The 24,758-nt window shown below is 71.4% G+C and carries 27 protein-coding genes; 22 read left to right on the forward strand and 5 right to left on the reverse strand.

The genetic code is table 11. The features are described from left to right. The 3 genes from AB0L71_RS17220 to truA all read left to right on the forward strand — a co-directional run. Positions 1-221, forward strand: a 221-nt coding sequence (locus tag AB0L71_RS17220) for a hypothetical protein (protein WP_365243341.1), incomplete at its 5' end; no start/stop codon positions are given. Positions 222-266: 45 nt separating this feature from the next. Then, positions 267-779, forward strand: coding sequence for a 50S ribosomal protein L17 (gene rplQ / locus AB0L71_RS17225; protein ID WP_365243343.1), 513 nt, complete (start codon positions 267-269; stop codon positions 777-779). An 85-nt stretch (positions 780-864) separates the two neighbouring features. Then, entirely contained in the window at positions 865-1,719 is an 855-nt protein-coding gene (gene truA, locus AB0L71_RS17230) for a tRNA pseudouridine(38-40) synthase TruA (RefSeq protein WP_365243345.1), read from the forward strand. Between the two features lie 67 nt (positions 1,720-1,786). On the opposite strand, the gene AB0L71_RS17235 is transcribed toward truA, so the two are convergent. Further along, the gene (locus AB0L71_RS17235; protein WP_365243347.1) at positions 1,787-2,641 is read right to left on the reverse strand and encodes a hypothetical protein; all 855 of its coding nucleotides are present in this window, start codon (positions 2,639-2,641) and stop codon (positions 1,787-1,789) included. 151 nt (positions 2,642-2,792) lie between these two features. Between AB0L71_RS17235 and AB0L71_RS17240 the strand changes: the two genes are divergently transcribed. The 5 genes from AB0L71_RS17240 to glmM all read left to right on the forward strand — a co-directional run bounded on the left by AB0L71_RS17240 (position 2,793) and on the right by glmM (position 8,342). Then, entirely contained in the window at positions 2,793-4,421 is a 1,629-nt protein-coding gene (locus AB0L71_RS17240) for an ATP-binding cassette domain-containing protein (RefSeq protein WP_365243667.1), read from the forward strand. A 101-nt stretch (positions 4,422-4,522) separates the two neighbouring features. Continuing rightward, a complete protein-coding gene (locus AB0L71_RS17245; RefSeq protein ID WP_365243348.1) occupies positions 4,523-5,425 on the forward strand; it encodes a hypothetical protein in 903 nt (300 codons plus the stop codon). A 280-nt stretch (positions 5,426-5,705) separates the two neighbouring features. Then, on the forward strand, positions 5,706-6,149 hold the full coding sequence (gene rplM / locus AB0L71_RS17250; RefSeq protein ID WP_148838718.1) for a 50S ribosomal protein L13: 444 nt from the start codon (positions 5,706-5,708) through the stop codon (positions 6,147-6,149). A 44-nt stretch (positions 6,150-6,193) separates the two neighbouring features. After that, a complete protein-coding gene (gene rpsI / locus AB0L71_RS17255) occupies positions 6,194-6,721 on the forward strand; it encodes a 30S ribosomal protein S9 (RefSeq protein WP_365243351.1) in 528 nt (175 codons plus the stop codon). A gap of 262 nt (positions 6,722-6,983) precedes the next feature. After that, on the forward strand, positions 6,984-8,342 hold the full coding sequence (glmM, locus tag AB0L71_RS17260; protein WP_365243353.1) for a phosphoglucosamine mutase: 1,359 nt from the start codon (positions 6,984-6,986) through the stop codon (positions 8,340-8,342). Between the two features lie 98 nt (positions 8,343-8,440). Here the strand turns inward: glmM and coaA are convergent, their stop codons facing one another. Further along, entirely contained in the window at positions 8,441-9,436 is a 996-nt protein-coding gene (coaA, locus tag AB0L71_RS17265) for a type I pantothenate kinase (protein WP_365243355.1), read from the reverse strand. Between the two features lie 167 nt (positions 9,437-9,603). After that, complete coding sequence (locus AB0L71_RS17270) at positions 9,604-10,404, reverse strand: hypothetical protein (RefSeq protein ID WP_365243357.1); 801 nt, start codon at positions 10,402-10,404, stop codon at positions 9,604-9,606. 414 nt (positions 10,405-10,818) lie between these two features. Between AB0L71_RS17270 and glmS the strand changes: the two genes are divergently transcribed. From glmS to AB0L71_RS17310, 8 genes are all read left to right on the forward strand, one after another. Continuing rightward, positions 10,819-12,666, forward strand: a complete 1,848-nt coding sequence (gene glmS / locus AB0L71_RS17275) for a glutamine--fructose-6-phosphate transaminase (isomerizing) (protein ID WP_365243359.1) — start codon at positions 10,819-10,821, stop codon at positions 12,664-12,666. Positions 12,667-12,686: 20 nt separating this feature from the next. Next, positions 12,687-13,055: a holo-ACP synthase gene (locus AB0L71_RS17280; RefSeq protein ID WP_365243360.1), complete on the forward strand. Its 369-nt coding sequence runs from the start codon at positions 12,687-12,689 to the stop codon at positions 13,053-13,055. A 4-nt stretch (positions 13,056-13,059) separates the two neighbouring features. After that, a complete protein-coding gene (locus tag AB0L71_RS17285) occupies positions 13,060-14,520 on the forward strand; it encodes an NAD(P)H-hydrate dehydratase (RefSeq protein ID WP_365243362.1) in 1,461 nt (486 codons plus the stop codon). Between the two features lie 64 nt (positions 14,521-14,584). After that, positions 14,585-14,977 (forward strand): DUF488 family protein, encoded by a 393-nt coding sequence (locus AB0L71_RS17290; protein WP_365243364.1) that lies wholly within the window; start codon positions 14,585-14,587, stop codon positions 14,975-14,977. A 94-nt stretch (positions 14,978-15,071) separates the two neighbouring features. Then, on the forward strand, positions 15,072-16,226 hold the full coding sequence (gene alr, locus AB0L71_RS17295) for an alanine racemase (protein WP_365243366.1): 1,155 nt from the start codon (positions 15,072-15,074) through the stop codon (positions 16,224-16,226). A gap of 92 nt (positions 16,227-16,318) precedes the next feature. Next, positions 16,319-17,575, forward strand: a complete 1,257-nt coding sequence (locus tag AB0L71_RS17300; RefSeq protein ID WP_365243368.1) for an alpha/beta hydrolase — start codon at positions 16,319-16,321, stop codon at positions 17,573-17,575. Beyond that, on the forward strand, positions 17,544-18,092 hold the full coding sequence (tsaE, locus tag AB0L71_RS17305) for a tRNA (adenosine(37)-N6)-threonylcarbamoyltransferase complex ATPase subunit type 1 TsaE (RefSeq protein WP_365243370.1): 549 nt from the start codon (positions 17,544-17,546) through the stop codon (positions 18,090-18,092). The genes AB0L71_RS17300 and tsaE overlap by 32 nt, the downstream gene beginning before the upstream one ends. Positions 18,093-18,245: 153 nt before the next feature. Then, positions 18,246-18,455, forward strand: a complete 210-nt coding sequence (locus AB0L71_RS17310) for a hypothetical protein (RefSeq protein ID WP_365243372.1) — start codon at positions 18,246-18,248, stop codon at positions 18,453-18,455. Positions 18,456-18,470: 15 nt separating this feature from the next. Here the strand turns inward: AB0L71_RS17310 and AB0L71_RS17315 are convergent, their stop codons facing one another. After that, a complete protein-coding gene (locus AB0L71_RS17315) occupies positions 18,471-19,058 on the reverse strand; it encodes a hypothetical protein (RefSeq protein WP_365243374.1) in 588 nt (195 codons plus the stop codon). A gap of 171 nt (positions 19,059-19,229) precedes the next feature. Between AB0L71_RS17315 and tsaB the strand changes: the two genes are divergently transcribed. From tsaB to AB0L71_RS17340, 5 genes are all read left to right on the forward strand, one after another. After that, complete coding sequence (gene tsaB / locus AB0L71_RS17320; protein WP_365243669.1) at positions 19,230-19,877, forward strand: tRNA (adenosine(37)-N6)-threonylcarbamoyltransferase complex dimerization subunit type 1 TsaB; 648 nt, start codon at positions 19,230-19,232, stop codon at positions 19,875-19,877. Further along, complete coding sequence (rimI, locus tag AB0L71_RS17325) at positions 19,874-20,413, forward strand: ribosomal protein S18-alanine N-acetyltransferase (RefSeq protein ID WP_365243376.1); 540 nt, start codon at positions 19,874-19,876, stop codon at positions 20,411-20,413. The genes tsaB and rimI overlap by 4 nt, the downstream gene beginning before the upstream one ends. After that, on the forward strand, positions 20,413-21,519 hold the full coding sequence (tsaD, locus tag AB0L71_RS17330) for a tRNA (adenosine(37)-N6)-threonylcarbamoyltransferase complex transferase subunit TsaD (protein ID WP_365243378.1): 1,107 nt from the start codon (positions 20,413-20,415) through the stop codon (positions 21,517-21,519). Before rimI ends, tsaD begins: the two co-directional genes overlap by 1 nt. Next, the gene (locus tag AB0L71_RS17335; protein WP_365243380.1) at positions 21,516-21,800 is read left to right on the forward strand and encodes a hypothetical protein; all 285 of its coding nucleotides are present in this window, start codon (positions 21,516-21,518) and stop codon (positions 21,798-21,800) included. The genes tsaD and AB0L71_RS17335 overlap by 4 nt, the downstream gene beginning before the upstream one ends. A gap of 99 nt (positions 21,801-21,899) precedes the next feature. Beyond that, a complete protein-coding gene (locus AB0L71_RS17340) occupies positions 21,900-22,265 on the forward strand; it encodes a hypothetical protein (protein WP_365243382.1) in 366 nt (121 codons plus the stop codon). A gap of 20 nt (positions 22,266-22,285) precedes the next feature. Here AB0L71_RS17340 and AB0L71_RS17345 read toward each other — a convergent pair whose 3' ends face one another. Then, positions 22,286-23,524, reverse strand: a complete 1,239-nt coding sequence (locus AB0L71_RS17345) for a methyltransferase domain-containing protein (RefSeq protein WP_365243383.1) — start codon at positions 23,522-23,524, stop codon at positions 22,286-22,288. Between the two features lie 115 nt (positions 23,525-23,639). On the opposite strand from AB0L71_RS17345, the gene AB0L71_RS17350 reads away from it, so the two are divergent. Continuing rightward, on the forward strand, positions 23,640-24,617 hold the full coding sequence (locus AB0L71_RS17350) for a polysaccharide deacetylase family protein (RefSeq protein ID WP_365243385.1): 978 nt from the start codon (positions 23,640-23,642) through the stop codon (positions 24,615-24,617). Positions 24,618-24,758 lie beyond the last annotated feature (141 nt).

The raw sequence follows: 24,758 nt of genomic DNA on the forward strand, positions 1-24,758 counted from the left end.
AGGACCAGCGCGGCGATCAGCCCGACGAGCACCGGGGCGGCGCTGGTCAGCAGGTCCGCACCGCCGTCGGACCCCGTGCCGCGGCGGCGCAGGGCCCGGGTTTTCCGGGCGCCCCGGCCGGGGTGAGGGCCCAGTGCCCTCCCTCGCCCGACGGGCTCGATGTGATCGACGCCCGGTACGGCTCACGATCTTCCGTGTGGCATCCGCCGCACGGGAACTGACACCGGTACCTGACACGGCCGGTGCAGCACACAAGGAGAAAAACCATGCCGAAGCCCGCCAAGGGCGCCCGTCTGGGCGGCAGCGCTGCGCACGAGAAGCTTCTTCTCAACAACCTCGCGAAGTCGCTGTTCGAGCACGGCCGCATCACCACGACCGAGGCCAAGGCCCGCCGCCTGCGTCCGGTCGCCGAGCGTTTCATCACCAAGGCGAAGAAGGGCGACATCCACAACCGTCGCCTGGTGCTGCAGTCGATCACGGACAAGGGCGTCGTCCACACGCTCTTCACCGAGATCGCCCCGCGGTACGAGAACCGCCCCGGTGGTTACACCCGCATCACCAAGATCGGCAACCGTCGCGGCGACAACGCCCCGATGGCGGTCATCGAGCTGGTCGAGGCGCTGACCGTGGCCCAGCAGGCCACCGGTGAGGCCGAGGCTGCGACCAAGCGCGCGGTCAAGGAAGACGCCCTCAAGAAGGACGAGGCCGCGGCCGAGTCCGCCGAGGTCGTCGAGGACGCCAAGCCGGCCGAGGCCGAGGCGGAGTCCAAGGACGCCTGAGCGTTCTGAGACCTGGACGGGCCCGCATCACCCTTCGGGGCGGTGCGGGCCCGTTCCGTATGTACTGGCAGAAAAGGATCCTTCGGTGAGTGACGAGGTAGAGCCCGGTTTCGTACGGGTGCGGCTGGACCTGGCGTACGACGGCAAGGACTTCTCCGGCTGGGCCAAGCAGACCGGCAGGCGGACCGTCCAGGGGGAGATCGAGGACGCGCTGCGGACCGTGACGCGGTCCGCACGGACCTACGACCTGACCGTCGCCGGACGTACCGATGCCGGGGTGCACGCCCGGGGCCAGGTCGCCCATGTCGATCTGCCGGACGAGGTGTGGGCCGAGCACGCCGACAAGCTGCTGCGGCGGATGGCCGGACGGATGGCACCCGATGTGCGGATCTGGCGGATCACCGAGGCCCCGGCAGGATTCAACGCCCGCTTCTCGGCGCTGTGGCGTCGTTACGCGTATCGGGTCTCCGACCGGCCCGGTGGGGTCGATCCGCTGTTGCGGGGTCATGTGCTGTGGCACGACCGGCCGTTGGACGTCGACGCGATGAACGAGGCTGCGGCCGGGATGGTCGGGGTGCACGACTTCGCCGCGTACTGCAAGAAGCGTGACGGGGCGACGACCATCCGCACGCTCCAGAAGCTGAGTTGGGTGCGGGACGAGGCGTCCGGGATCCTGACGGCGACCGTGCAGGCTGATGCGTTCTGCCACAACATGGTGCGAGCGCTGATCGGAGCGGCGCTGTTCGTCGGTGACGGCCGCCGCCCGGCCGAGTGGCCCGCACAGGTTCTGGCGGCACGGTTGCGGGATCCCGGCGTGCACGTGGTGCGCCCGCATGGGCTGACCCTGGAGGAAGTCGCCTATCCGGCCGACGAGTTGCTGGCCATCCGCGCCGAGGAGGCGCGCAATGTGCGCACGCTCCCCGGAGCGGGCTGCTGCTGAGACCGGCGGGGCGGGGCGCCGGACGAGGCGTCCCGGAAGGTGTGGCGCACGGGCCTGTCGGGCCGGATCAGTTCGCGGGGGCGGTGGCGGCTGCCGAGGCCTGCAGTTCGCCGCGGTGGTGGATCTGACGGAACGTGAAGTTCGTCAGGTCGTCGCCGCAGGTGTAGACGTTCGTGTCGCCCTGGGTGACGTTCCTGCCGCTGGTGTACCCACTGATGGCGAAGTAGGCGTAGCGACCGTAGGAGTTGGCGGTACGGCGGCAGACCGATCCGGTGGGACAGAAGGCCGGCACGCCCGCGCCGCTCAGCGGGGCGATGCTGCCGCTCGCCTGCTGGGCCGCCTTCTTCGCCTGCGTCTCCGTCCCGAAGACCGCGACGCCGATGGTGACGGCGACCCCGTCCTTGCTGTAGGTGGCCCGGATGACCTGGTCACAGCCGTTGTTGACGAGTATGGAGCCGAGCGCGTCCTTGGTGGTCGCCGCGCAGCTCTTCGTCTGCTGGGTCGCGCCCTTGACGTAGACGCGGTCGCCCATGGTGAGCTTCCTGCCGGGGAAGAACGTGTCGACGGTGATCGGCGCCCTGTCCTTCTTGCCGTCGGATATGTAGTCCTTCGGGTCCGGCGGGGGCAGAGGTGCCACGGAGGAGAAGGACGGCTCGGGCTCGGGCTCGGCGGAGTCGTCCGGCAGGTCGCTCGGCGCCGGCAGTCCGCTTGCCTTCCCGCCGGAGCGGCTGGAGTGGTTGTCGGTCGAGATGACCGCCGTCGCCACGATCGCGCCCACAGCCGCGGTGGCGAGGGCACCGCCACCGATCAGCAGCCACTTCCTGCGGCGGCTGCGCGCGGCGGACGCGTCGGCCAACGCTGCCCAGTCCGGGGTCTGTGTGCCCCCGGGCCCCCAGGAGGGCCCCCCTTGCCCAAAGCTCATGGGGCGCATCCTAGTGCCGCAACAGGCAGTGTTTGAGCCCCCTGTTGACGGGCGAACGCCGCCCGCCGGACCGCAGTGTCCGACCGGCTTCCCCGCTCGCGCACGGGACGGAGAACAATCCGGTTGGGTCAGGGCATCGCCGCCCATGACAATGCTCTGCATGGGACATCTTGAAGCGGGCCACCTGGAGTACTACCTACCGGACGGGCGGGTGCTGCTCGGCGACGCTTCGTTCCGGGTCGCGGACGGTGCGGTGGTCGCGCTCGTGGGGGCGAACGGTGCCGGGAAGACCACGCTGCTGAGGCTGCTCGCCGGGGAGCTCCAGCCGCACGGCGGCTCCGTGTCGGTGAGCGGCGGACTCGGGGTGATGCGGCAGTTCGTGGGTTCGGTCCGGGACGAACGCACGGTCCGGGACCTGCTGGTCTCCGTCGCCCAGCCCCGCGTCCGGGAGGCGGCCCTTGCGGTCGACAGGGCCGAGGAGCTGATCCTCACTGTCGACGACGAGGCCGCGCAGATGACGTACGCGCAGGCCCTGAGCGACTGGGCGGAGGTCCGCGGGTACGAGGCCGAGACGGTCTGGGACATGTGCACCATGGCCGCGCTCGGTGTCCCGTACGAGAAGGCGCAGTGGCGCGAGGTGCGCACGCTGTCCGGCGGTGAGCAGAAGCGGCTGGTGCTGGAGGCGCTGCTGCGCGGTCCGGACGAGGTGCTGCTCCTGGACGAGCCGGACAACTATCTGGACGTGCCCGGGAAGCGGTGGCTGGAGGAGAAGCTGAAGGAGACCCGTAAGACGGTTCTCTTCGTCTCCCACGACCGGGAGCTGCTGTCCCGGGCCGCCGAGAAGATCGTGAGCGTCGAGCCGAGCCCGGCGGGCAGCGACGTGTGGGTGCACGGCGGCGGCTTCGACACGTACCACCAGGCACGCAAGGACCGGTTCGCCCGGTTCGAGGAGCTGCTGCGGCGCTGGGAGGAGGAGCACGCCAGGCTGAAGGCGCTGGTTCTCCGGCTGCGGCAGCAGGCCGCGAACAGCCCCGACATGGCGTCGCGCTACCGGGCGATGCAGACGCGCTTCAAGAAGTTCGAGGATGCGGGCCCTCCGCCCGAGCCGCCGCGCGAGCAGGACATCAGGATGCGGCTGCGCGGCGGCCGGACCGGCGTACGGGCGGTGACCTGCAAGGGGCTGGAGCTGACCGGACTCATGAAGCCGTTCGACCTGGAGATCTACTACGGGGAACGGGTCGCCGTCCTCGGCTCCAACGGGTCGGGCAAGTCGCACTTCCTGCGGCTGTTGGCGGGGGAGCCGGTCGCGCACACGGGGGAGTGGAAGCTCGGCGCACGGGTCGTGCCCGGTCACTTCGCCCAGACGCACGCCCATCCGGAGCTGCTGGGCCACACCCTCGTGGAGATCCTCTGGACCGAGCACGCCAAGGACCGGGGCGGGGCGATGTCCGTCCTGCGGCGCTACGAACTGGAGCGACAGGGCGACCAGCTGTTCGAGAAGCTGTCGGGCGGACAGCAGGCGCGGTTCCAGATCCTGCTCCTGGAGCTGGCCGGTACGACCGCACTGCTGCTGGACGAGCCGACGGACAACCTGGACCTGGAGTCGGCCGAAGCCCTGCAGGACGGGCTCGAGGCGTACGACGGAACGGTGATGGCCGTCACCCACGACCGCTGGTTCGCGAAGTCCTTCGACCGGTACCTGGTGTTCGGCTCGGACGGCGTCGTACGGGAGACGAGGGAGCCGGTGTGGGACGAACGGAGGGTGGAGCGGGCCCGGTAGCGCGGGGCGTGGGTGCCGGCCGCGGCACCGGCTTTCACCTGTCCGGGTGAGCGTTCGCCGAAGGGCGGACGTGTTCGGTGCCGCGTTCCTAGCGTGGCCGCATGGTCAGCTCATCGCACGAGGCGATGCACCGGATCTTCCAGGAGGATCCCGGTGTCTTCGCACGGACGTTCCGCACGCTGGGACTTCCCTTTCCGGAACCCGTCGCCGTGTCGCTCATGCCCACGGATCTCACCGAGATCCAGCCGCTCGAAAGACGACTGGACACCCTTCTGCGGATCGATGCGGCCGGAGGTGACAGCTATCTGCTGGCCGTGGAGGCACAAGGGAAGAAGGACCGGGGGAAACCCGGCAGCTGGGCCTACTACGTGGCCCACCTCTACGCGAAGTACCGGCTTCCTCCGCTGCTCCTGGTGACCTGCCAGGACCGGTCGACCGCCGAGTGGGCGGCCGAGACGGTGGTCATCGGCCCCACGGCATGGCCGACGCTGTCGCTCCGCCCGTTGGTGCTCGGGCCGCACAACGTCCCCGTCTTCACCGATGTGGAGGCTGCCGCCAGGGACATCCCGCTCGCCACGCTCTCGGCCATCACACATGCCAAGGATCCGGATGCCGGTGCGATACTGAAGGCGCTGGTCGCTGCTCTGCAGACCGTTGACGACGATACGGCGATGATCTTCGCCGAACTCACGGAACTCGGCCTGGGCTCCGCTCCGGCCGCACAGATCTGGAGGGATCTGATGGCTGTCGACCTCTCTTTCTTCCGCTCGCAGACGTCCCAGCGGTTGCGTTCCGAGGGACGTTCCGAGGGACGTGCCGAGGGACGTGCCGAGGGACGTGCCGAGGACATCCTTCGGATCCTGTCCAAGCGGGGGGTCGCGGTGTCGGAGCAGGTGCGGCAGCGGATCGTCTCCTGTACCGATCTGGATGTGCTGAGCGACTGGCTCGACCGGTCGTTGACCGCCGAAGCAGCCGAGGACTTGTTCGCACAGGCCGGGGCCTGATTCCGGCTCGGCCGGGCCGAGGGCCGCTGCCCGGTCGGACAGCGGTCCGGGCAGGGGTTCGGAGGGTGTTTTGACCCGCGCAGGGGGGCGACGGTATTCTTCTGGTTTGTTATGCGTATTGGCTTGGTCGTTCTCACGCGAGGGGCCCTTACGCCGGTTCACCGGGCCGATGACCAGCGGCAGGCACTCGGGTTGCGTCCCCGCAGCGCCGCCAAGGCTGGTGTGATCGTCCGGGTGGCCTTGTCAGGACCCACTCACTGAAGAAGCGAAGGCTACGACCGTGCGTACGTACAGCCCCAAGCCCGGCGATGTGACGCGCCAGTGGCACATCATTGACGCGCAGGACATCGTCCTGGGTCGTCTGGCCACGACGGCTGCGAACCTCCTCCGCGGCAAGCACAAGGCGATCTACGCCCCCCACATGGACATGGGCGACTTCGTCATCATCATCAACGCCGACAAGGTTCACCTGTCCGGCAACAAGAAGACCCAGAAGATGGCGTACCGCCACTCCGGGTTCCCGGGTGGTCTCCGCTCCGTCCGTTACGACGAGCTGCTCGCCAAGAGCCCCGAGAAGGCCGTCGAGAAGGCCATCAAGGGCATGATCCCCAAGAACAGCCTGGGCCGTCAGATGCTCTCGAAGCTCAAGGTCTACGCGGGCGACCAGCACCCGCACGCTGCTCAGCAGCCGGTCCCGTTCGAGATCACCCAGGTCGCGCAGTAGTTCCGGCCTCCCCCTAAGACCAAAAGAAAGATCTGAGGAGAATCGTGGCCGAGACCACTGTTGAGAACCCCGTCGAGGGCACCGAGGGCGAAGAGGTTTTCGCCGAGGTGACCACCTTCGAGTCCGAGGTTCCCGTCGAGGGCGAGTACACCAGCGAGTCGCTGGCTTCCCGCTTCGGCGACCCGCAGCCCGCCGCCGGCCTTGGCCGTCGGAAGAACGCCATTGCCCGTGTCCGGATCGTTCCGGGCTCCGGCAAGTGGAAGATCAACGGTCGCACCCTTGAGGACTACTTCCCCAACAAGGTGCACCAGCAGGAAGTCAACGAGCCCTTCAAGGTGCTCGAGCTCGACAACCGCTACGACGTCATCGCCCGCATCTCGGGTGGCGGCGTCTCGGGTCAGGCCGGTGCCCTGCGCCTCGGTGTGGCCCGTGCGCTGAACGAGGCGGACGTGGACAACAACCGCGCCCCGCTGAAGAAGGCCGGCTTCCTCTCCCGCGACGACCGTGCGGTCGAGCGCAAGAAGGCCGGTCTCAAGAAGGCCCGTAAGGCCCCGCAGTACAGCAAGCGCTAAGTCGCCTGCTCACCCGCTGTACACGTTCGCCCCGGCGGCACACCTTGTGCTGTCGGGGCGTTCGTCTATGGGCATCCCTGGGCGTATAACGGCAAGAGACGTTCATACGCCTGCAGGCGCGGTGTGGTGTGGTGCCGCGCGGGGATGAGCGAGCCGCGTGGTGCTCGTCGGGTTGCTGTGTTGCGTTGGTTTGTCTCGCACCGTTCTGCGGGGCGATGCATTCGTTTGGTTTGTGATTTCGGAACATGTTCGGAGGACACCAGTGGGACGACTCTTCGGCACGGACGGTGTGCGCGGTGTCGCCAATGCGGATCTGACGGCTGAGCTGGCGCTCGGTCTGTCGGTCGCTGCGGCGCATGTGCTTGCCGAGGCGGGCACCTTCGAGGGGCATCGGCCGACCGCCGTGGTGGGGCGCGACCCACGTGCGTCCGGGGAGTTCCTGGAGGCGGCCGTCGTGGCGGGCCTCGCCAGCGCGGGCGTGGACGTCCTGCGAGTCGGTGTGCTGCCCACCCCTGCGGTGGCGTACCTCACCGGCGCGCTGGGCGCCGACCTCGGCGTGATGCTCTCCGCCAGCCACAACGCCATGCCGGACAACGGCATCAAGTTCTTCGCCCGTGGCGGTCACAAGCTCGCGGACGAGCTGGAGGACCGGATCGAGACGATCTACGAGCAGCACCGCACCGGTGAGCCGTGGGAGCGCCCGACCGGTGCCGGGGTGGGCCGGGTCACCGAGTACGCCGAGGGCTTCGACCAGTACATCGCGCACCTCGTCGCCGTCCTCCCCAACCGGCTCGACGGGCTGAAGGTCGTCCTCGACGAGGCGCACGGCGCGGCCTCCCGGGTCTCGCCCGAGGCCTTCGCGCGGGCCGGCGCCGAGGTGATCACGATCGGCGCCGCTCCGGACGGTCTGAACATCAACGACGGCTGCGGCTCCACCCATCTGGAGCTGCTGAAGGCCGCCGTCGTCACGCACGGTGCCGACCTCGGTATCGCGCACGACGGTGACGCCGACCGCTGCCTCGCCGTGGACGCCACGGGTGCGGAGGTCGACGGCGACCAGATCCTGGCCGTGCTCGCTCTCGCCCTGCGTGAGGTGGGGCAGCTGCGCAAGGACACCGTGGTCGGCACGGTCATGTCCAACCTCGGCTTCAAGATCGCGATGGAGCGGGAGGGCATCCAGCTCGTCCAGACCGCCGTCGGTGACCGGTACGTCCTGGAGTCGATGAAGGCCGAGGGCTACGCGCTGGGCGGTGAGCAGTCCGGCCATGTCATCGTCCTGGACCACGCCACCACCGGTGACGGCACCCTGACCGGCCTGCTGCTGGCGGCCCGGGTCGTCGCCACCGGCCGTACGCTCGCCGAGCTGGCCGGGGTCATGCAGCGCCTGCCCCAGCTGCTGATCAACGTCCCCGACGTCGACAAGTCCCGCGTCGGGACCTCCCCGGAGCTGGCCGACGCCGTCGCCGAGGCCGAGCGCGAGCTGGGCTCCACCGGGCGCGTGCTGCTGCGTCCGTCCGGCACGGAGCCGCTGGTGCGGGTCATGGTCGAGGCGGCCGACATCGACCAGGCGCGGGGGATCGCCGAGCGGCTCGCCGACGTGGTGAAGTCCGCACTCGGTTAGAACGTCTCGTTCGGATCAGGCCGGGGCGCGGATCCGGCCTGATCCAGCCGGGACCGCCGGGCGGCCTCCCTCCTGGGGGCGTCCGGCGCAGGCCGCGGTCAGAGCTTGCGCAGGGACAGTCGCTGGACCTTGTGGTCCGGGCCCTTGCGCAGCACCAGCGTGGCACGGCCCCGGGTGGGTGCGACGTTCTCCACCAGGTTGGGTTTGTTGATGGTCCGCCACATCGTCGCCGCGTACTCCATCGCCTCCGCCTCGGAGACCTGGGTGTACCTGCGGAAGTACGAGGACGGGTCCTGGAACGCCGTCTCACGCAGCTTGCGGAACCGGTCGAGATACCAGGTCTCGATGTCCTCGGTCCGCGCGTCCACGTACACACTGAAGTCGAAGTAGTCCGCGAGCCCGACCCTGGTGCGCCCGTCCTTGCCGGGCATCGCGGGCTGCAGCACGTTCAGGCCCTCGACGATCAGGATGTCGGGACGGCGTACGGTGAGCCGCTCGCCCGGCACGATGTCGTAGATCAGGTGCGAGTAGACGGGGGCCGTCACCTCGTCCTTGCCGGCCTTGATGTCGGCGACGAAACGGGTCAGGGCGCGGCGGTCGTACGACTCCGGGAACCCCTTGCGCGACATCAGCCCGCGGGAGCGGAGTTCGTCCATCGGCAGCAGGAACCCGTCCGTGGTCACGAGCTCGACGCGCGGGTGCTCCGGCCACCGGGCCAGCAGCGCCTGGAGGATGCGGGCGGTGGTGGACTTGCCGACCGCGACACTGCCCGCGACGCCTATGACGAACGGGGTGCCGCGCTGTGCGCCGTGCCCGTTGCCCGCGTCCCCGAGGAAGGTGTTCAGGGCGCCGCGCAGACCCGAGGTGGCCTGGACGTACAGGTTGAGGAGCCGGGAGAGCGGCAGGTAGACGTCGCGTACCTCGTCGAGGTCGATGACGTCCCCGAGTCCGCGCAGTTGCTCGACTTCCTCGGCGGTCAGCGGCAACGGGGTCTTGTCGCGCAGAGCGCTCCACTCGGCGCGCGACAGGTCGACGTACGGCGTCGCTGCGTGGTCGGCACGTCGGGGGGTGCTCCGTTGCGGCGAAGTGATCACGTGTTCATTGTTGCGGGAGTTTGAACGGAGTGGGGGGTGGGCTCGGTCACGTGGGGGAGGGCGGCGGGGCCGGTATCCGTATCCCTGCGGGGACCTTTCTCCTCCTCAGGCCTTGAGGGCCCGTGGGCCGGGGCCCTGCGGCTCGCGTTGCCCCGGGATGCGCGATGTCACTTGACGTCGACGTAGTCCCCGGCGGCCGTCGCTCCGCCTGTCGTGGCCGTCTCGCTGAAGGTCCAGCGCCAGTAGCCGTCCGCGGACGCCTTGACCGTCGTCTTCAGGGCGCCGGTGGAGCTCGCCTTGACGATCTTGATCGTGGAGTACGTGCTGGTGCCCGCCTTGCGGAACTGGAGCTTGGCCGACTTCCCGCTGTAACCGGTGTAGGCGTGCTTCACCCAGTCCGCGCGTGTCAGCTTGCCGGTCACGGTGAGCGTCTTGCCCTTGGTCACCGGCTCGGGCGAGGCGTTGACGGTCGCCCTCGCCGCGCGCTTGACCTGTGCCGTGCCGAGGCCGGTCAGGTACTCATGCTCGGGCTGCCCGTCCGTGCCCCAGAGGAGTGCGCTCGCGCCGATTTTCCACGTTGTGGCGTCGTTGTTCGAGTCCAGGGTGCGGCGCGGCTTGATGATCAGCTCACCCTCGCAGTTCGCGGCATGCGAACCGTCCTCGTAGCAGGTGTAGGAGGTCGTGTAGATGCCACCACCGTCGGCGCCCTTGCTCACGGTGGTGTCGTGGTAGAGGAAAGGGTCCCCGTCTGCATCGCCGAGGTCGTAACCCGAGGGCCAGTTCATGTGGAAGCTGATCGGGGGGAGCTTCTCCTCGGTGATGCCCACGATGATGGGCTTGCCCGAGTTCACGACCACTTTCGACACCGTGATCCCGGTGTCGGCGGCTTCCGCGGCCGGTACGTCGAGCGCCGCGAGGGCGAGCGCTCCCACGAGGACGGCCATGGTGCCGGGTCTGCCTGTGCGCATGTGCGGCCTTTCGTTGTCATGGGGTCAAGCCGCCGCAGGCTAACAGCAGTTGACCATGTGCGAGCCCCTGGCCCCCGGCTGTCGCGGCCGGCCTGGCCAGGTGCTTCGGCGGCGTGCGGGGCATTCCGGGACCGATGAGGGCGACCCGGGCGGCCGACGGTCCCGTCGGGTGCGGGGGTCGCCACGTGACGCTGCCCCTGCTGGGCTCGGTGCACCAGGGCGTGCCGTGGTCGGTCGTGCTCGAAGTGCGGAGTGCGGTTTACGGGAGCCGCGGCGGAGGGTGACCTTCCGGCGCGGCTGCGGCCGTCATCGCCCGGATGGACCCGGTGCGCGCCCGGCATGTGATTTCTGCCGTGGCGTGCCGCTTCTGCGACGATGCGAAAAAGCGGGGCGGGCGACCAGGAAGGGAACGGTATGTGCGGAATCGTCGGTTACGTCGGTGGGCAGTCGGCGCAGGACGTCGTCGTCGCGGGCCTCAAGCGCCTGGAGTACCGGGGCTACGACTCGGCGGGCATCGCCGTCCTCGCGGACGGCGGCCTGGCCGCCGCGAAGAAGGCCGGGAAGCTCGTCAACCTGGAGAAGACGCTGTCCGAGGCACCGCTCCCGACCGGGACCAGCGGGATCGGGCACACCCGCTGGGCCACCCACGGGGCGCCCACCGACGCCAATGCCCACCCGCACCTCGACAACGCGGGCCGCGTCGCCGTCGTGCACAACGGGATCATCGAGAACTTCGCCGTCCTGCGCGCCGAACTCGCCGAGCGCGGCCACGATCTGGCCTCCGAGACGGACACCGAGGTCGTCGCCCACCTGCTGGCCGAGGCGTTCTCGTCCTGCGCGGACCTCGCGGAGGCGATGCGGCAGGTGTGCCGGAGACTGGAGGGCGCCTTCACCCTCGTCGCCGTGCACGCGGACGCCCCCGACACAGTGGTCGGGGCCCGGCGCAACTCGCCGCTCGTGGTGGGGGTGGGGGAGGACGAGGCGTTCCTGGCCTCCGACGTGGCCGCGTTCATCGCGCACACCCGCTCCGCGATCGAGCTGGGGCAGGACCAGGTGGTGGAGCTGCGCCGGGAGGGCGTCAGCGTCACCGACTTCGACGGGCGCCCAGCCGATGTCCGCAGGTACCACGTGGACTGGGACGTCTCCGCCGCCGAGAAGGGTGGCCACGCCTCCTTCATGCTCAAGGAGATCGAGGAGCAGCCCAAGGCCGTCGCCGACACGCTCCTCGGCCGGATCGACGGCGCGGGCAGACTCCACCTCGACGAGGTGCGGATCTCCCCCGGCGAGCTCCGGGAGGTCGACAAGGTCGTCATCGTCGCCTGCGGCACCGCGTTCCACGCCGGGATGATCGCCAAGTACGCCATCGAGCACTGGACCCGGATCCCCTGCGAGACCGAGCTGGCCAGTGAGTTCCGCTACCGCGACCCGATCCTCGACCACCGCACCCTCGTCGTCGCGATCTCCCAGTCCGGCGAGACGATGGACACTCTGATGGCCCTGCGGCACGCCCGCGAACAGGGCGCGAAGGTCCTCGCCATCTGCAACACCAACGGTTCCACCATCCCGCGCGAGTCCGACGCCGTGCTCTACACGCACGCCGGGCCCGAGGTCGCCGTCGCCTCCACCAAGGCGTTCCTCACCCAGCTCGTCGCCTGCTACCTCGTCGCCCTCTACCTCGGACAGATCTGCGGCACGAAGTGGGGGGACGAGGTCCGCACGGTCGTCCGTCAGCTCTCAGCGATCTCCAGTGCGGTCGAACAGGTCCTGACGACCATGGAGCCCGTCCGCGCCCTCGCCCGTTCCCTGACCGGCCACGACACGGTGCTCTTCCTGGGCCGCCACGTCGGCTACCCGGTGGCCCTGGAGGGTGCGCTGAAGCTCAAGGAACTCGCGTACATGCACGCCGAGGGCTTCGCCGCCGGTGAGCTCAAGCACGGGCCGATCGCGCTCATCGAGGACGATCTGCCGGTCGTCGTGATCGTGCCCTCACCGCGCGGCCGGTCGGTGCTCCACGACAAGATCGTGTCGAACATCCAGGAGATCCGGGCCCGCGGCGCCCGCACCATCGTCATCGCCGAGGAGGGCGACGAGGCGGTCGTCCCGTACGCCGATCATCTGATCCGGATCCCGGTGACGCCTACGCTGCTTCAGCCGCTGGTGTCGACCGTGCCGTTGCAGGTGTTCGCCTGCGAACTGGCGACGGCCCGCGGCAACGAGGTGGACCAGCCGCGCAACCTGGCGAAGTCCGTGACCGTGGAGTAGCGAGCAGTGAGGGAACAGGCGTGATCATCGGGGTCGGAATCGATGTGGCCGAGATCGAACGGTTCGACGCGGCGCTGCAGCGCACGCCGCAGATGGCCGACCGGCTCTTTCTGAGGAGCGAACTGCTGCTGCCCGACGGCGAGCGGCGCGGTATCGCCTCGCTCGCCGCGCGGTTCGCCGCCAAGGAGGCCCTCGCCAAGGCGCTCGGCGCGCCGGCCGGACTGCTGTGGACGGACGCCGAGGTGTACGTCGAGGAGAGCGGGCAGCCCCGGCTCCGGGTGAGCGGCTCGGTCGCCGCCTGCGCGGACCGGCTGGGCGTACGGCACTGGCACGTGTCGCTCAGCCACGACGCGGGGGTGGCGTCGGCCGTGGTCATCGCGGAGGGTTGAGCACATGCGAACCGCGTACAGCGTGCAGACCGTACGGACCGCCGAGCAGGCCCTGATGGCCCGGCTGCCCGAGGGCGCCCTGATGCAGCGCGCCGCGGCGGGGCTCGCCGCCGCCTGCGCCGATGTGCTGCGCCGGCGCGGCCGGGTGTACGGGGCCCGGGTCGTCCTCCTCGTCGGCAGCGGCGACAACGGGGGCGACGCGCTGTACGCCGGAGCCCGGCTCGCCCGCCGCGGCGCGGGCGTGCGCGCCGTCCTCACCACACCGGGGCGCGCCCACGGCGCCGGACTCGCGGCGCTCCTCGCGGCGGGCGGACGCGTGACGGAGGGGGAGGCGGTGGCGGGCGCCTGGGGCGGGCACATCGACCTCGTCGTGGACGGGATCACCGGCATCGGCGGGCGGGGCGGGCTGCGCCCGGACGCCGCCGCACTGGTGCGGGACTTCCGGGCGACCGGTGCGTCCTTCGTCGCCGTCGACCTGCCCAGCGGGGTCGAGGCCGACTCGGGGGAGGTGCTCGGCGACGCGGTGTGCGCCGATGCGACCGTCACCTTCGGCACGTACAAGCCGGGGCTTCTCATCGATCCGGCCGCCGAGCTGGCGGGCGCCGTGCACCTCGTCGACATCGGGCTGGGGCCCGAGCTGCCCGGCGTCCCCGACCTGGAGGCGCTGCAGTATGCGGACGTCGCCGCGCTGCTGCCCGCCCCCGCAGCCGAGAGCGACAAGTACCGGCGGGGCGTCGTCGGCATCGTCGCCGGCTCGGAGCGATACCCGGGGGCGGCGGTGCTGGCCGTCTCCGGGGCCCTGCGGGGCGGCGCGGGGGCCGTGCGGTACGTCGGTCCGGGCGCCGGTGCGGTGATCGCCCGCCACCCGGAGACGCTGGTCCACGCGGGCCCGCCGCACAAGGCGGGGCGGGTGCAGGCATGGGTCGTCGGACCTGGCCTCGGCGACGGCACGGAGGCCGTCGAAGCGGTCCGAGACGTGCTGGCCGCGGACGTCCCGGTGCTCGTCGACGCGGACGGGCTGCGGCTGCTCGACACCGCCGTCGTCCGCGCGCGCACCGCGCCGACCGTCCTGACCCCGCACGCCGGGGAGGCCGCCGCACTGCTCGGCGTCCCGCGCGAGGACGTCGAGGCGGGGCGGCTGGCCGCCGTCCGGGAACTCGCCGCCCGGTTCCGTGCCACCGTCCTGCTCAAGGGGTCGACGACCCTGGTCGCCGCCCCCACCGGACCCACCCCCGTGCGGGTCAACCCGACCGGCACCTCCTGGCTGGCCACGGCCGGCAGCGGCGACGTCCTCTCGGGCCTGACCGGCTCCCTGCTCGCCGCCGGTCTCGCCCCGAGCGACGCCGCGTCCGTCGGCGCGTACCTGCACGGCCTGGCCGCCCGGCACGCCGCCGACGGCGCCCCCGTCGCCGCACAGGACGTCGCGGACGGGATCCCGGCGGCATGGCGGGACGTCCTGGCCTGAGCGATCCTGGGCCCAGGGGGCGGGTGACCCGGACCGAGCAGCCGAGTCGACAGGAGGGCCGACCGTGGGCAGCAGCCGAGGCAGCGACATTCGCGTACGCCGCGTGTACGACCCCCAGGAGGACGGCGACGGCACCCGGGTCCTGGTGGACCGGCTCTGGCCGCGTGGCGTGTCCAAGGACCGGGCCGCCATCGACACCTGGCTGAAGGACATCACCCCGTCGGACGAACTCCGTGCCTGGTACCACGAGGACCGCACCGGCACCCGCTACGACGACTTCGTCGACCGCTACCGCGCCGAGCTGGCCGACCCCGCACACGAGGCGGCCGTCGAGAAGCTCGTGGACCTGGTCCGCGGCGGCGACCCGGTGACGCTCGTCACAGCCGTCAAGGACGTCCCGCACAGCCATGTCCCGGTACTCGTCGACCATCTGGAACACGAACTGCGTGCGCACTGAGGCGGACCCGCGCGGCGCCGGCGGCCCGGGCACCGGACTTTTTCCGGCCCGCCGCCCGGGGGCCCGGTCGCACGTCGGTGAGAGACTGGGCGCGATGAATGAGACAGCGTCCTTGAGAGCCCGTGCCGAGATCGACCTCGCCGCATTGCGCGACAACGTGCGTGTACTGCGCGGGCGGGCGGGCGGCGCGCAACTCATGGCCGTCGTGAAGTCCGACGCGTACGGACACGGAGCGGTGCCCTGCGCCCGTGCCGCGCTGGAGGCCGGGGCGACCTGGCTGGGCACCGCGACGCCGCAGGAGGCGTTCGCGCTGCGGGCGGCCGGGATCGGCGGCCGGGTGATGTGCTGGCTGTGGACCCCGGGCGGCCCCTGGCGCGAGGCGATCGAGGCCGACGTCGATGTGTCGGTGAGCGGGATGTGGGCCCTGCGCGAGGTCGTCGCCGCGGCCACGGAGGCCGGCACCCCGGCCCGTGTCCACCTCAAGGCCGACACCGGCCTCGGGCGCAGCGGCTGCCAGCCGGCCGACTGGCCCGAGCTGGTCGCCGCCGCCCGCACCGCCGAGAAGGCGGGCACCCTCAGGATCACCGGCCTCTGGTCCCACTTCGCCTGCGCCGACGAGCCCGGCCACCCCTCCATCGCCGCCCAGCTCAACGTATTCCGGGACATGGTCGGGTACGCGGAGAAGGAGGGCGTGGACCCCGAGGTGCGGCACATCGCCAACTCCCCGGCACTGCTGACGCTCCCCGAGTCGCACTTCGACCTCGTACGGACCGGGATCGCGATGTACGGCATCTCGCCCAGCCCCGAGCTGGGCACCCCGGCGGACTTCGGGCTGCGTCCCGTCATGACGCTCGCCGCGTCGATCGCCCTCGTCAAGCGGGTGCCGGCCGGTCACGGGGTCAGCTACGGACACCACTACACGACCCCCGCCGAGACCACCCTGGGCCTGGTCCCGGTCGGCTACGCGGACGGCATCCCGCGCCACGCCTCCGGCCGTGCGCCGGTCCTGGTCGGCGGGGCGTGGCGGCGGATCGCGGGCCGGGTGGCCATGGACCAGTTCGTCGTCGACCTGGACGGGGACGAGATCGAGGTGGGAAGCGAGGCGGTGCTCTTCGGGCCGGGCGACCGCGGCGAGCCGAGCGCCGAGGACTGGGCGCAGGCCGCCGACACGATCGCGTACGAGATCGTCACCCGGATCGGCACCCGGGTACCGCGCGTCCATCTGCATGGCACCCCGGCCGAGTCCTGACCGATCAGCCGCCCTGGCCAGGCACGATCTGAGCGGGACCGGAACGCACCAGCCCTGACCTGACGGACACGACCGAGGAGGAGTGCGGCACGGTGAGCGAGTTCAGCGCGGGGGACGCGGTGACGGACGCCGCCACAACGGTCGGCTGGCGCCGGGCGGGGGTCGCCGGAGCCGCCATGGGCGTGATCGCCGCAGGGGCCGCCGCCGGTGTCGCGGTCGAGCGGCTGACCGTGGGCCGGGGCATGCGCAGGAAGGCCAGGCTGGCGCTGGACACCTCGGGGCCGTACGGATCGCTGCGCGGGCTGCCCGGCCGGGCCGCGGCCGACGACGGCACCGAGCTGTACTACGAGATCGACGAGGTCGAACCGGACGGGGCCGCAGTGGCCGCCGCGGCCGGCGGGAGCCCCGCCGCCGGTTCCGGCACCCGCCGCCGCCGGCTCTTCGGCAGCAAGGCGCCGGGGCCGGTCACCGTCGTCTTCAGCCACGGCTACTGCCTCAACCAGGACTCCTGGCACTTCCAGCGGGCGGCGCTGCGCGGTCTGGTCCGTACCGTCCACTGGGACCAGCGCAGCCACGGCCGCTCCGAGCGGGGCCGGGCCCAGGCGGACGGGACCACGGTGGGCATCGATCAGCTCGGCCGCGATCTGAAGGCCGTCATCGACGCGGCCGCCCCGGAAGGGCGGCTGGTGCTGGTCGGGCACTCGATGGGCGGCATGACGATGATGGCACTCGCCGAGCAGTACCCGCAGCTCATCCGGGACCGGGTCGCCGCGGTGGCCTTCGTCGGCACGTCGAGCGGGAAGCTCGCCGAGGTCAGCTTCGGGCTGCCGATCGCGGGCGTCAACGCGGTGCGGCGGGTGCTGCCCGGGGTGCTCAGGGCGCTCGGCTCCCAGGCCGAGCTGGTGGAACGGGGCCGTCGCGCGACCGCCGATCTCTTCGCCGGGCTGATCAAGCGGTACTCGTTCGGGTCGCGGGACGTGGACCCGGCGGTCGAGAGGTTCGCCGAGCGGCTGATCGAATCCACCCCGATCGACGTGGTCGCCGAGTTCTACCCGGCCTTCACCGACCACGACAAGAGCCACGTCGTGCCCGCCTTCCGGGACGTACCGGTGCTGATCCTGGCGGGCGACAAGGACCTGGTGACGCCCAGCTCGCACAGCGAGACCATGGCCGATCAGCTCCCGGAGGCGGAGCTGGTCATCGTGCCCGACGCCGGCCATCTGGTGATGCTGGAACACCCGGAGACGGTGACGGACCGGCTGGCGGACCTCCTGGTACGTGTCGGTGCGGTGCCGGCAGAGACTAACGTTGGCGGGCATGGAAGCACCGCACAACAGCCCGACGGCTGAAGCAGCCGAGGGCGCCGAACCGGACACCGTCACCGTGAGCCTGGCCGTCGAGTCCCCCGAACAGATGCAGGCGCTCGGCCGCCGGATCGCCGAGGTGCTGCGCCCCGGCGACCTCGTGATGCTCTCCGGGGAGCTCGGGGCCGGAAAGACGACGCTGACCCGGGGGCTCGGCGAGGGCCTCGGGGTGCGGGGTGCCGTCACCTCTCCCACCTTCGTGATCGCCCGGGTCCACCCGTCGCTGACCGGTGGTCCCGCACTGGTCCATGTCGACGCTTACCGCCTGGGCGGCGGGCTCGACGAGATGGAGGACCTGGACCTCGACGTGTCGCTGCCCGAGTCGGTGGTGGTCGTGGAGTGGGGCGACGGCAAGGTCGAGGAACTGTCGGAGGACCGGTTGCAGGTACTGATCCACCGGGCGGTCGGCGACACGGACGACGAGCGGCGCTCGGTGACCCTGGTCGGCATCGGGGCCCGCTGGGCGGGGCTGCGGGAGGCCGCCGGGGCGCTGGAGGGCTGATCGGGCCTGCTGTGCGGCCCCGGCTCAGGAAGGCCGTTCCCGACAGACTGTCGGCAAATTGTTGCGCCCGGCGGTGCGGGCGTGTTCACATGGATGACGAGAGCCGGTAAGGGCTGCCTTACCGCGCCTTCCACCGAGCCTCGGGAGGCATCCATGCCGACGTCCGTCGAACGTGAAGTGCCGCCGCCCTCGATGCGCGACCTGCTGGCGGCCTGCGCCGCCGCCACAGCGGTCTCGACACCACCCCAGCCGTCCGCGGACCGGGCCCCGGACGCCGCAACGGACCCGGACACCGCAGAGGACTCGGACGGGGACCCGGACACACAAGCCGTCGTGCCGGCCCCGGGACGCCGGGCGGGCTGATCCGGACGAAAGGCCCTACGGGACGACGACCACGGTCGTGCGGACCGTGGCGAACTCCCACATCGCGTCCCCGTCGGCCCGGGACATCCGCACCCCACCCGTCCGCAGCGACGGATCCGGGCTCTTCATCGAGCCGTCCACCGCCGCGCTGAATCCGACGGCGGCGCCCTCCGCCATCGCGAACCGCACCACGTGCTCGATCATCACGCCGTCCGAGCCCCTGGTGGCGGGCTCCGAGCGCGTGCCCACCTGGTACGTCCCGGCCTCCGGGCTCAGCGCGCTCGGCATGACCCCGAAGGTCCGGGTCACCTTGCCGTCCGCGTCGACGAGCCACACCTGCCGGGCCTTCAGGGCGTACACCACGCGCTTGCCGTTGCCGGAAGCGGCCGGGAGCGCGGGCGGGCTGTTCTTCTTCTTGTCCTTCGGCTTGCCGTGACCGGTGGCGGGGGAGCTGCTGGCGGCGGGGGAGCTGTCGGAGGCGCCGGGCCGGGGAACGGCGACGGAATCGGGAGCGTTCGCCGATGCCTGGTAGGCCAGGAAACCGATCACGGCGAGAGCCGCCGCGGTGAGCCCGGCCACGATTCCCGAGCTGCCCCTAGCCACCGTGCGCGCCCCTTTCGCTCCCGTATGTCGTACAAGCGTTTACGTCGTTACGTCGTATCTCACGCGTGTACATGGTGACGTTAGCAGCCGGGGCCGGTCGCACCCGGACGCCGTACGGGACGTCATGCCCCGCAGCGGGAGCCGTAGGCTGTTTAGGTGCTCTTGCTCGCCATGGATACCGCCACCCCCGCCGTCACCGTCGCCCTGCACGACGGAACCTCCGTCGTCGCCGAGTCCGGCCAGGTCGACGCCCGCAAGCACGGGGAGCTGCTGCTGCCCGCCGTCCACCGGGTCCTCGCCGAGGCCGGGACGGACCTGGGTGCCGTGACGGACGTGGTCGTGGGCGTCGGCCCCGGGCCGTACACCGGGCTGCGGGTCGGCCTGGTCACGGCCGCGACCTTCGGCTCCGCCCTCGCCGTACCCGTGCACGGTCTGTGCACCCTGGACGGTCTCGCGTACGCCGCCGGGCAGGACGGCCTCCAGGGCCCGTTCGCCGTCGCGACGGACGCCCGTCGCAAGGAGGTGTACTGGGCGCGCTACGAGGACTTCCGCACCCCCGCCACGGGGCCCGCGGTCGACCGGCCCGCCGACATCGCCGATCAGCTCGCCGGGCTCCCCGTCGTCGGCGCGGGCGCGGTGCTCTACCCGGAGGCGTTCCCGGACGCCCGGGGCCCCGAGCACGTCAGCGCCGGTGCGCTGGCGGCCCTCGCCGCCGAGCGCCTCTCCGCGGGCGCGGAACTGCTGCCGCCGCAGCCGCTCTACCTGCGCAGGCCCGACGCCCAGGTTCCGAAGAACTACAAGGTGGTCACGCCGAAGTGACGAGCGCCACTGCCGTTCTGCGCGAGATGCGCTGGTGGGACATCGACCCGGTGCTGGAACTCGAACACGAGCTGTTCCCGGACGACGCCTGGTCGGCCGGCATGTTCTGGTCCGAGCTGGCGCACTCCCGCGGTGCGCAGGCCACCCGCCGCTACGTCGTCGCGGAGGACCCCGGCACCGACCGCATCGTCGGCTACGCCGGTCTCGCCGCGGCCGGTGATCTCGCCGACGTCCAGACGATCGGCGTCACCCGCGACCACTGGGGCGGCGGGCTCGGCTCCGAACTCCTCACCGATCTGCTGAAGCACGCCACGGACTTCGAGTGCGCCGAGGTGCTCCTCGAAGTCCGCGTCGACAACACCCGGGCGCAGAAGCTGTACGAACGCTTCGGCTTCGAACCGATCGGCTTCCGCCGCGGCTACTACCAGCCGGGCAATGTCGACGCCCTCGTCATGCGTCTTCACCTGCACGAAGAAGTACCAGAGCACGTACCCGAGCCCGGACCGGAGCTCGTACAGGAAACAGGGACTGACTGATGGCTGACGAACCCCTCGTACTCGGCATCGAGACCTCCTGCGACGAGACCGGCGTCGGCATCGTCCGCGGCACGACGCTGCTGGCCGACGCCGTCGCGTCCAGTGTGGACACCCACGCCCGCTTCGGCGGCGTCGTTCCGGAGATCGCCTCCCGCGCGCACCTGGAGGCGATGGTCCCCACCATCGAGCGTGCCCTGAAGCAGGCCGGGATCAGCGCCCGCGACCTCGACGGCATCTCCGTCACCGCCGGTCCCGGGCTCGCGGGCGCGCTGCTGGTCGGCGTCTCGGCCGCGAAGGCGTACGCGTACGCGCTGGGCAAGCCGCTCTACGGGGTGAACCACCTCGCCTCGCACATCTGCGTCGACCAGCTGGAGCACGGCCCGCTGCCCGAGCCCACGATGGCGCTGCTGGTCAGCGGCGGCCACTCCTCGCTGCTGCTCGCGCCCGACATCACCAACGACGTGCGGCCGCTCGGCGCGACCATCGACGACGCCGCCGGTGAGGCCTTCGACAAGATCGCCCGGGTGCTGGACCTCGGCTTCCCCGGAGGCCCGGTCATCGACCGGCTGGCCAGGGAGGGCGACCCGGGGGCGATCGCGTTCCCGCGCGGTCTGAGCGGCTCGCGCGACCCCGCGTACGACTTCTCCTTCTCCGGACTGAAGACCTCGGTGGCCCGCTGGATCGAGGCCAGGCGCGCCGCGGGCGAGGAGGTGCCGGTACGGGACGTGGCGGCGTCCTTCCAGGAGGCCGTGGTGGACGTGCTCACCCGGAAGGCCGTCCGGGCCTGCAAGGACGAGGGCGTCGACCATCTGATGATCGGCGGCGGTGTCGCGGCCAACTCGCGGCTGCGGGCGCTGGCCCAGGAGCGGTGCGAGCGGGCCGGGATCCGGCTGCGGGTGCCGCGGCCGGGGCTGTGCACGGACAACGGGGCGATGGTCGCGGCGCTGGGCGCGGAGATGGTGGCCCGGGGCAGGGCGGCCTCGGACCTGGAGCTGTCCGCGGACTCGTCGCTGCCGGTCACCGACCCGCACGTGCCGGGGGCCCACGGGCACACCCACGGCCACGACCATGTGCACGAGATCAGCAAGGACAACCTCTACTCATGAGTGGCACGACCGTCGCGCTGATGTGGGAGGCCCGCGCCACCGCCGGGCGGGGCCGCGAACTCCTGGAGTGGGCACGGGCCCGGTCGGTCGAGCTGGCCCGTGAGCCGCTGCGCCGGGAGCTGCTGCGTGCCCCGCAGGACCGGGTCCTGGTCATCACCTGGTGGGCGGCGGCTTACGGCGACGAACTGCCCGAACTCCCCGAGCCCGCAGCGGAGTTGATCACCCGCCCGGTGCACCGCTGGCGCTTCGAGTCGCTGGAGGCCGCCGAGTCCCCCGCCTGAGGCGGGCATGGTCGTTCCCGGCCGGCCGGGACGCACACCGCCGACGCTTGCCTGCCGCACCTATCCTGACCTGACACACGAGTAGGGGAGGAGCGTCGCATGGCGTGGTACTGGTGGGTGCTCATCGTCTTCTGGACGGGCGGCTTCGGATGGGCGGTCGACAACGTCCGTACCGCACTGCGCAATCGGCACACCCGGAAGCTGGAGCTGCTGGAGGCGTCCAAGCAGGAACGCCTCGCCGTCGAGGCGGCGCAGAAGCCGCCGGAGCCGGTCTGCGGCTGCACGCACCACCTCGCCAAGCACGACAAGCAGGGCAGGTGCCATGAGCGGGTCGAGGTCCCGACGGCCTGGGACGAGACCAAGAAGCCGGTCCGCTTCGAGGCGGGGCAGTGCAACTGCCAGCAGTACGTGGGTCCTCAGCCGCTCTCGCAGGTGTACGCCGAGGACCTGACCGACCGGGCCTGACGCCCGCCCCGGCCCCGCCCTCAGGCGGGGCCGGTCAGCGGACGGCCGATCAGCATCGTCGGGGCTCCGGCCACCCGGGTCAGGAAGACCGTGGCGGAGTTCGGCCCCTGGAGCTTCATGCGGCGGCGCAACTCCTCCGGTTCGACGGCCGATCCGCGCTTCTTCACCGTCAGGACGCCGACCTCCCGCTCCCGCAGCAGCGCCTTCAGCTTCTTCATGTGGAAGGGCAGTTGGTCGGTGATCTCGTACCCGGTGGTGTACGGGGAGTCGTACGGCTCATCGCCCGTGACGTACGCGATGGTCTCGTCGATCAGCCGGCCGTCGCACCGGGCCACGATGTCGGCGACCAGATGGGCGCGGATGACGGCGCCGTCCGGCTCGTACAGATAGGGGCCGACCGGGCCGACTGGCGGGGCGGGCAGCGAGGCCCCGGACCACAGGGTGGCGCGGGCCGGAAGCACGGTGGCGCGGTACGAACCGGCCGCGAAGCCCTCGCCGAACCAGAGCACCGCCTCCTTCACGTCTCCGCCGTCCGAGATCCACTCCGCCTCCGCCTGCGCCGGGATCGCCTCGTGCGGGATGCCGGGAGCGATCTTCAGTGCGGCGCGAGGGGCCTTGAGCGCGGCGCCGGTCGCCCAGGAGAGCGGAGGCGAGTACGCCTCGGGGTCGAAGATCCTGCCCCTGCCGCCGCGCCGGGCCGGGTCGACGAACACCGCGTCGTACGGCGCGGTGTCGATCCCGGTGACGTCGGCGCACCGCACCTCGATCAGGTCGTCCAGGCCGAGCGCGGCGGCGTTGGCACGGGCCACCTCGGCGGTCAGCGGGTCGCGGTCGACCGCGAGGACACGGATGCCCGCCCGGGCGAGCGCGATCGCGTCGCCCCCGATCCCGCAGCACAGGTCGGCGACGCTCCGTACGCCGCCCGCCTCCACGAAACGCCGCGCGCGGTGGGTGGCCACCGAGGCGCGGGTCGCCTGCTCGACGCCGTTCGGCGTGAAGAACATCCGGTACGCGTCCTCCGCACCGAACTTCGCCACCGCCCGCTGCCGCAGCCGCGCCTGGCCGAGGGCCGCCGAGACCAGCGGGGCCGGATGGGAGCGGCGCAGCCGGGTGGCGGTGGCGAGCTCCTGGGCGGGGTCGTACGACCGCAGCCCGTCCAGGAGCTCCGCGCCCTCGGGGGTGCGCAGGGCGAGGAAGGCGGCGAGCGGGTCGTCGGCGTCGGGCCGGTCGTTCGGGGCGAAGGCGTTCACCTGCCCCATTGTGAGCCAGCCGGGTTGACCGGCGGACCCGGTGGCGGTGTCGGGCCGGGGCGCCGGTTCCGTGCTGGCAGGATGCGACGCCATGCAACTAGTACGACAAAAGGAAAAATTAACCATGAAAGGGAGTGAGGCGGGCGCCCGGGAACGCGGCGGCGGGCGGGGCCCCGGCAGGCATCGGTGCGCCTGCGCGGTCCTGGCCGCACTCCTGACCGCCGCCGTCTGTTCCGGCTGCGCCTCCGGAGCCGATGGCGCCGACGGGCACCCGGCCCCGCCCGCGGCGGGCCCACCGGGGGCCCCCGCGCCCGGGGCGGGCCTCGGACAGTGGGCCGGCCAGGGCCGTGCCCCCGCCGTGGCCCGTGAGAACGCGCGGTTCAGTCCGGCCGTACGGGCCGCCCTCGCCAAGAAGTGGGGGCTGGCGAGCCCTCCGCTGATCGCGCCCCCGCCGCCCGCCGTGAAGCCGCGGATCACCACCCGCGAGGGGTTCGAGGCCGGCGACGACGACTCGCTGCCCCCGGTCTTCACCACCGTCCCGACCAAGAACCGCGTCGTCTTCCTGACGATGGACGGCGGGGCCGAGAAGGACCCCGAACTGCTGCAGATGATGGACGAACTGGACATCCCGTACAGCGCGTTCCTCAGTGACCGCCTGGTGGGTGACACCTACGGGTACTTCCTGGAGATGCAGCGGCTGGGCGTCGCCGTCAACAACCACACGCTCGGGCAGTCCGATCTGACCGGCCTCTCGTACGACGAGCAGAAGAGCGAGATCTGCGGACAGCAGGCCGTCATCAAGGAACAGTTCGGACCGCGACCCACCCTCTTCCGTCCTCCGTACGGCCACTACGACGAGGACACCCTCCGCGCCGCGAAGTCCTGCGGCATCAAGGCCGTGCCGCTGTGGAACGCGGAGGCGTTCCCGGACCGCATGGAATGGCGCGAGGCGGATCATGAACTGCACCCCGGCGACATCATCCGGACGCACTTCCGGGGACGGGCGGAGTGGGGTGGCAGCATGGCCGATCTGGTCCGGGCGGTCATGAAGACCGTCACGGACCAGGGGTATGCGGTGGCCCGGCTGGAGGACTACGTATGACCAGGGCGCACAGACTGCTCGCCGGACTGCTGACGGTCGGTGCGCTGCTGACCGCGACCGCCGGATGCGCGCCCGTGGACCCGATCGAACGGCTGGGCCGCAAGGCCGCGCAGAAGGTGGCCCGCCCGCATCCGGCACCCG

The sequence above is a fragment of the Streptomyces sp. NPDC052052 genome (assembly GCF_040680455.1).
Lineage (GTDB): Bacteria > Actinomycetota > Actinomycetes > Streptomycetales > Streptomycetaceae > Streptomyces.

Bases quoted from the DNA above. Each gene is read 5' to 3' on its own strand.
- AB0L71_RS17240 (WP_365243667.1), top strand. From the start codon at position 2,793: ATGCTCTGCATGGGACATCTTGAAGCGGGCCACCTGGAGTACTACCTA.
- AB0L71_RS17350 (WP_365243385.1), top strand. From the start codon at position 23,640: ATGAAAGGGAGTGAGGCGGGCGCCCGGGAACGCGGCGGCGGGCGGGGC.
- AB0L71_RS17285 (WP_365243362.1), top strand. From the start codon at position 13,060: ATGCGAACCGCGTACAGCGTGCAGACCGTACGGACCGCCGAGCAGGCC.
- AB0L71_RS17310 (WP_365243372.1), top strand. From the start codon at position 18,246: ATGCCGACGTCCGTCGAACGTGAAGTGCCGCCGCCCTCGATGCGCGAC.
- AB0L71_RS17245 (WP_365243348.1), top strand. From the start codon at position 4,523: ATGGTCAGCTCATCGCACGAGGCGATGCACCGGATCTTCCAGGAGGAT.
- AB0L71_RS17270 (WP_365243357.1), bottom strand. From the start codon at position 10,404: ATGCGCACAGGCAGACCCGGCACCATGGCCGTCCTCGTGGGAGCGCTC.
- rplQ (WP_365243343.1), top strand. From the start codon at position 267: ATGCCGAAGCCCGCCAAGGGCGCCCGTCTGGGCGGCAGCGCTGCGCAC.
- AB0L71_RS17335 (WP_365243380.1), top strand. From the start codon at position 21,516: ATGAGTGGCACGACCGTCGCGCTGATGTGGGAGGCCCGCGCCACCGCC.
- glmS (WP_365243359.1), top strand. From the start codon at position 10,819: ATGTGCGGAATCGTCGGTTACGTCGGTGGGCAGTCGGCGCAGGACGTC.
- AB0L71_RS17345 (WP_365243383.1), bottom strand. From the start codon at position 23,524: ATGGGGCAGGTGAACGCCTTCGCCCCGAACGACCGGCCCGACGCCGAC.
- alr (WP_365243366.1), top strand. From the start codon at position 15,072: ATGAATGAGACAGCGTCCTTGAGAGCCCGTGCCGAGATCGACCTCGCC.
- tsaB (WP_365243669.1), top strand. From the start codon at position 19,230: ATGGATACCGCCACCCCCGCCGTCACCGTCGCCCTGCACGACGGAACC.
- tsaD (WP_365243378.1), top strand. From the start codon at position 20,413: ATGGCTGACGAACCCCTCGTACTCGGCATCGAGACCTCCTGCGACGAG.
- AB0L71_RS17235 (WP_365243347.1), bottom strand. From the start codon at position 2,641: ATGAGCTTTGGGCAAGGGGGGCCCTCCTGGGGGCCCGGGGGCACACAG.
- tsaE (WP_365243370.1), top strand. From the start codon at position 17,544: ATGGAAGCACCGCACAACAGCCCGACGGCTGAAGCAGCCGAGGGCGCC.
- AB0L71_RS17340 (WP_365243382.1), top strand. From the start codon at position 21,900: ATGGCGTGGTACTGGTGGGTGCTCATCGTCTTCTGGACGGGCGGCTTC.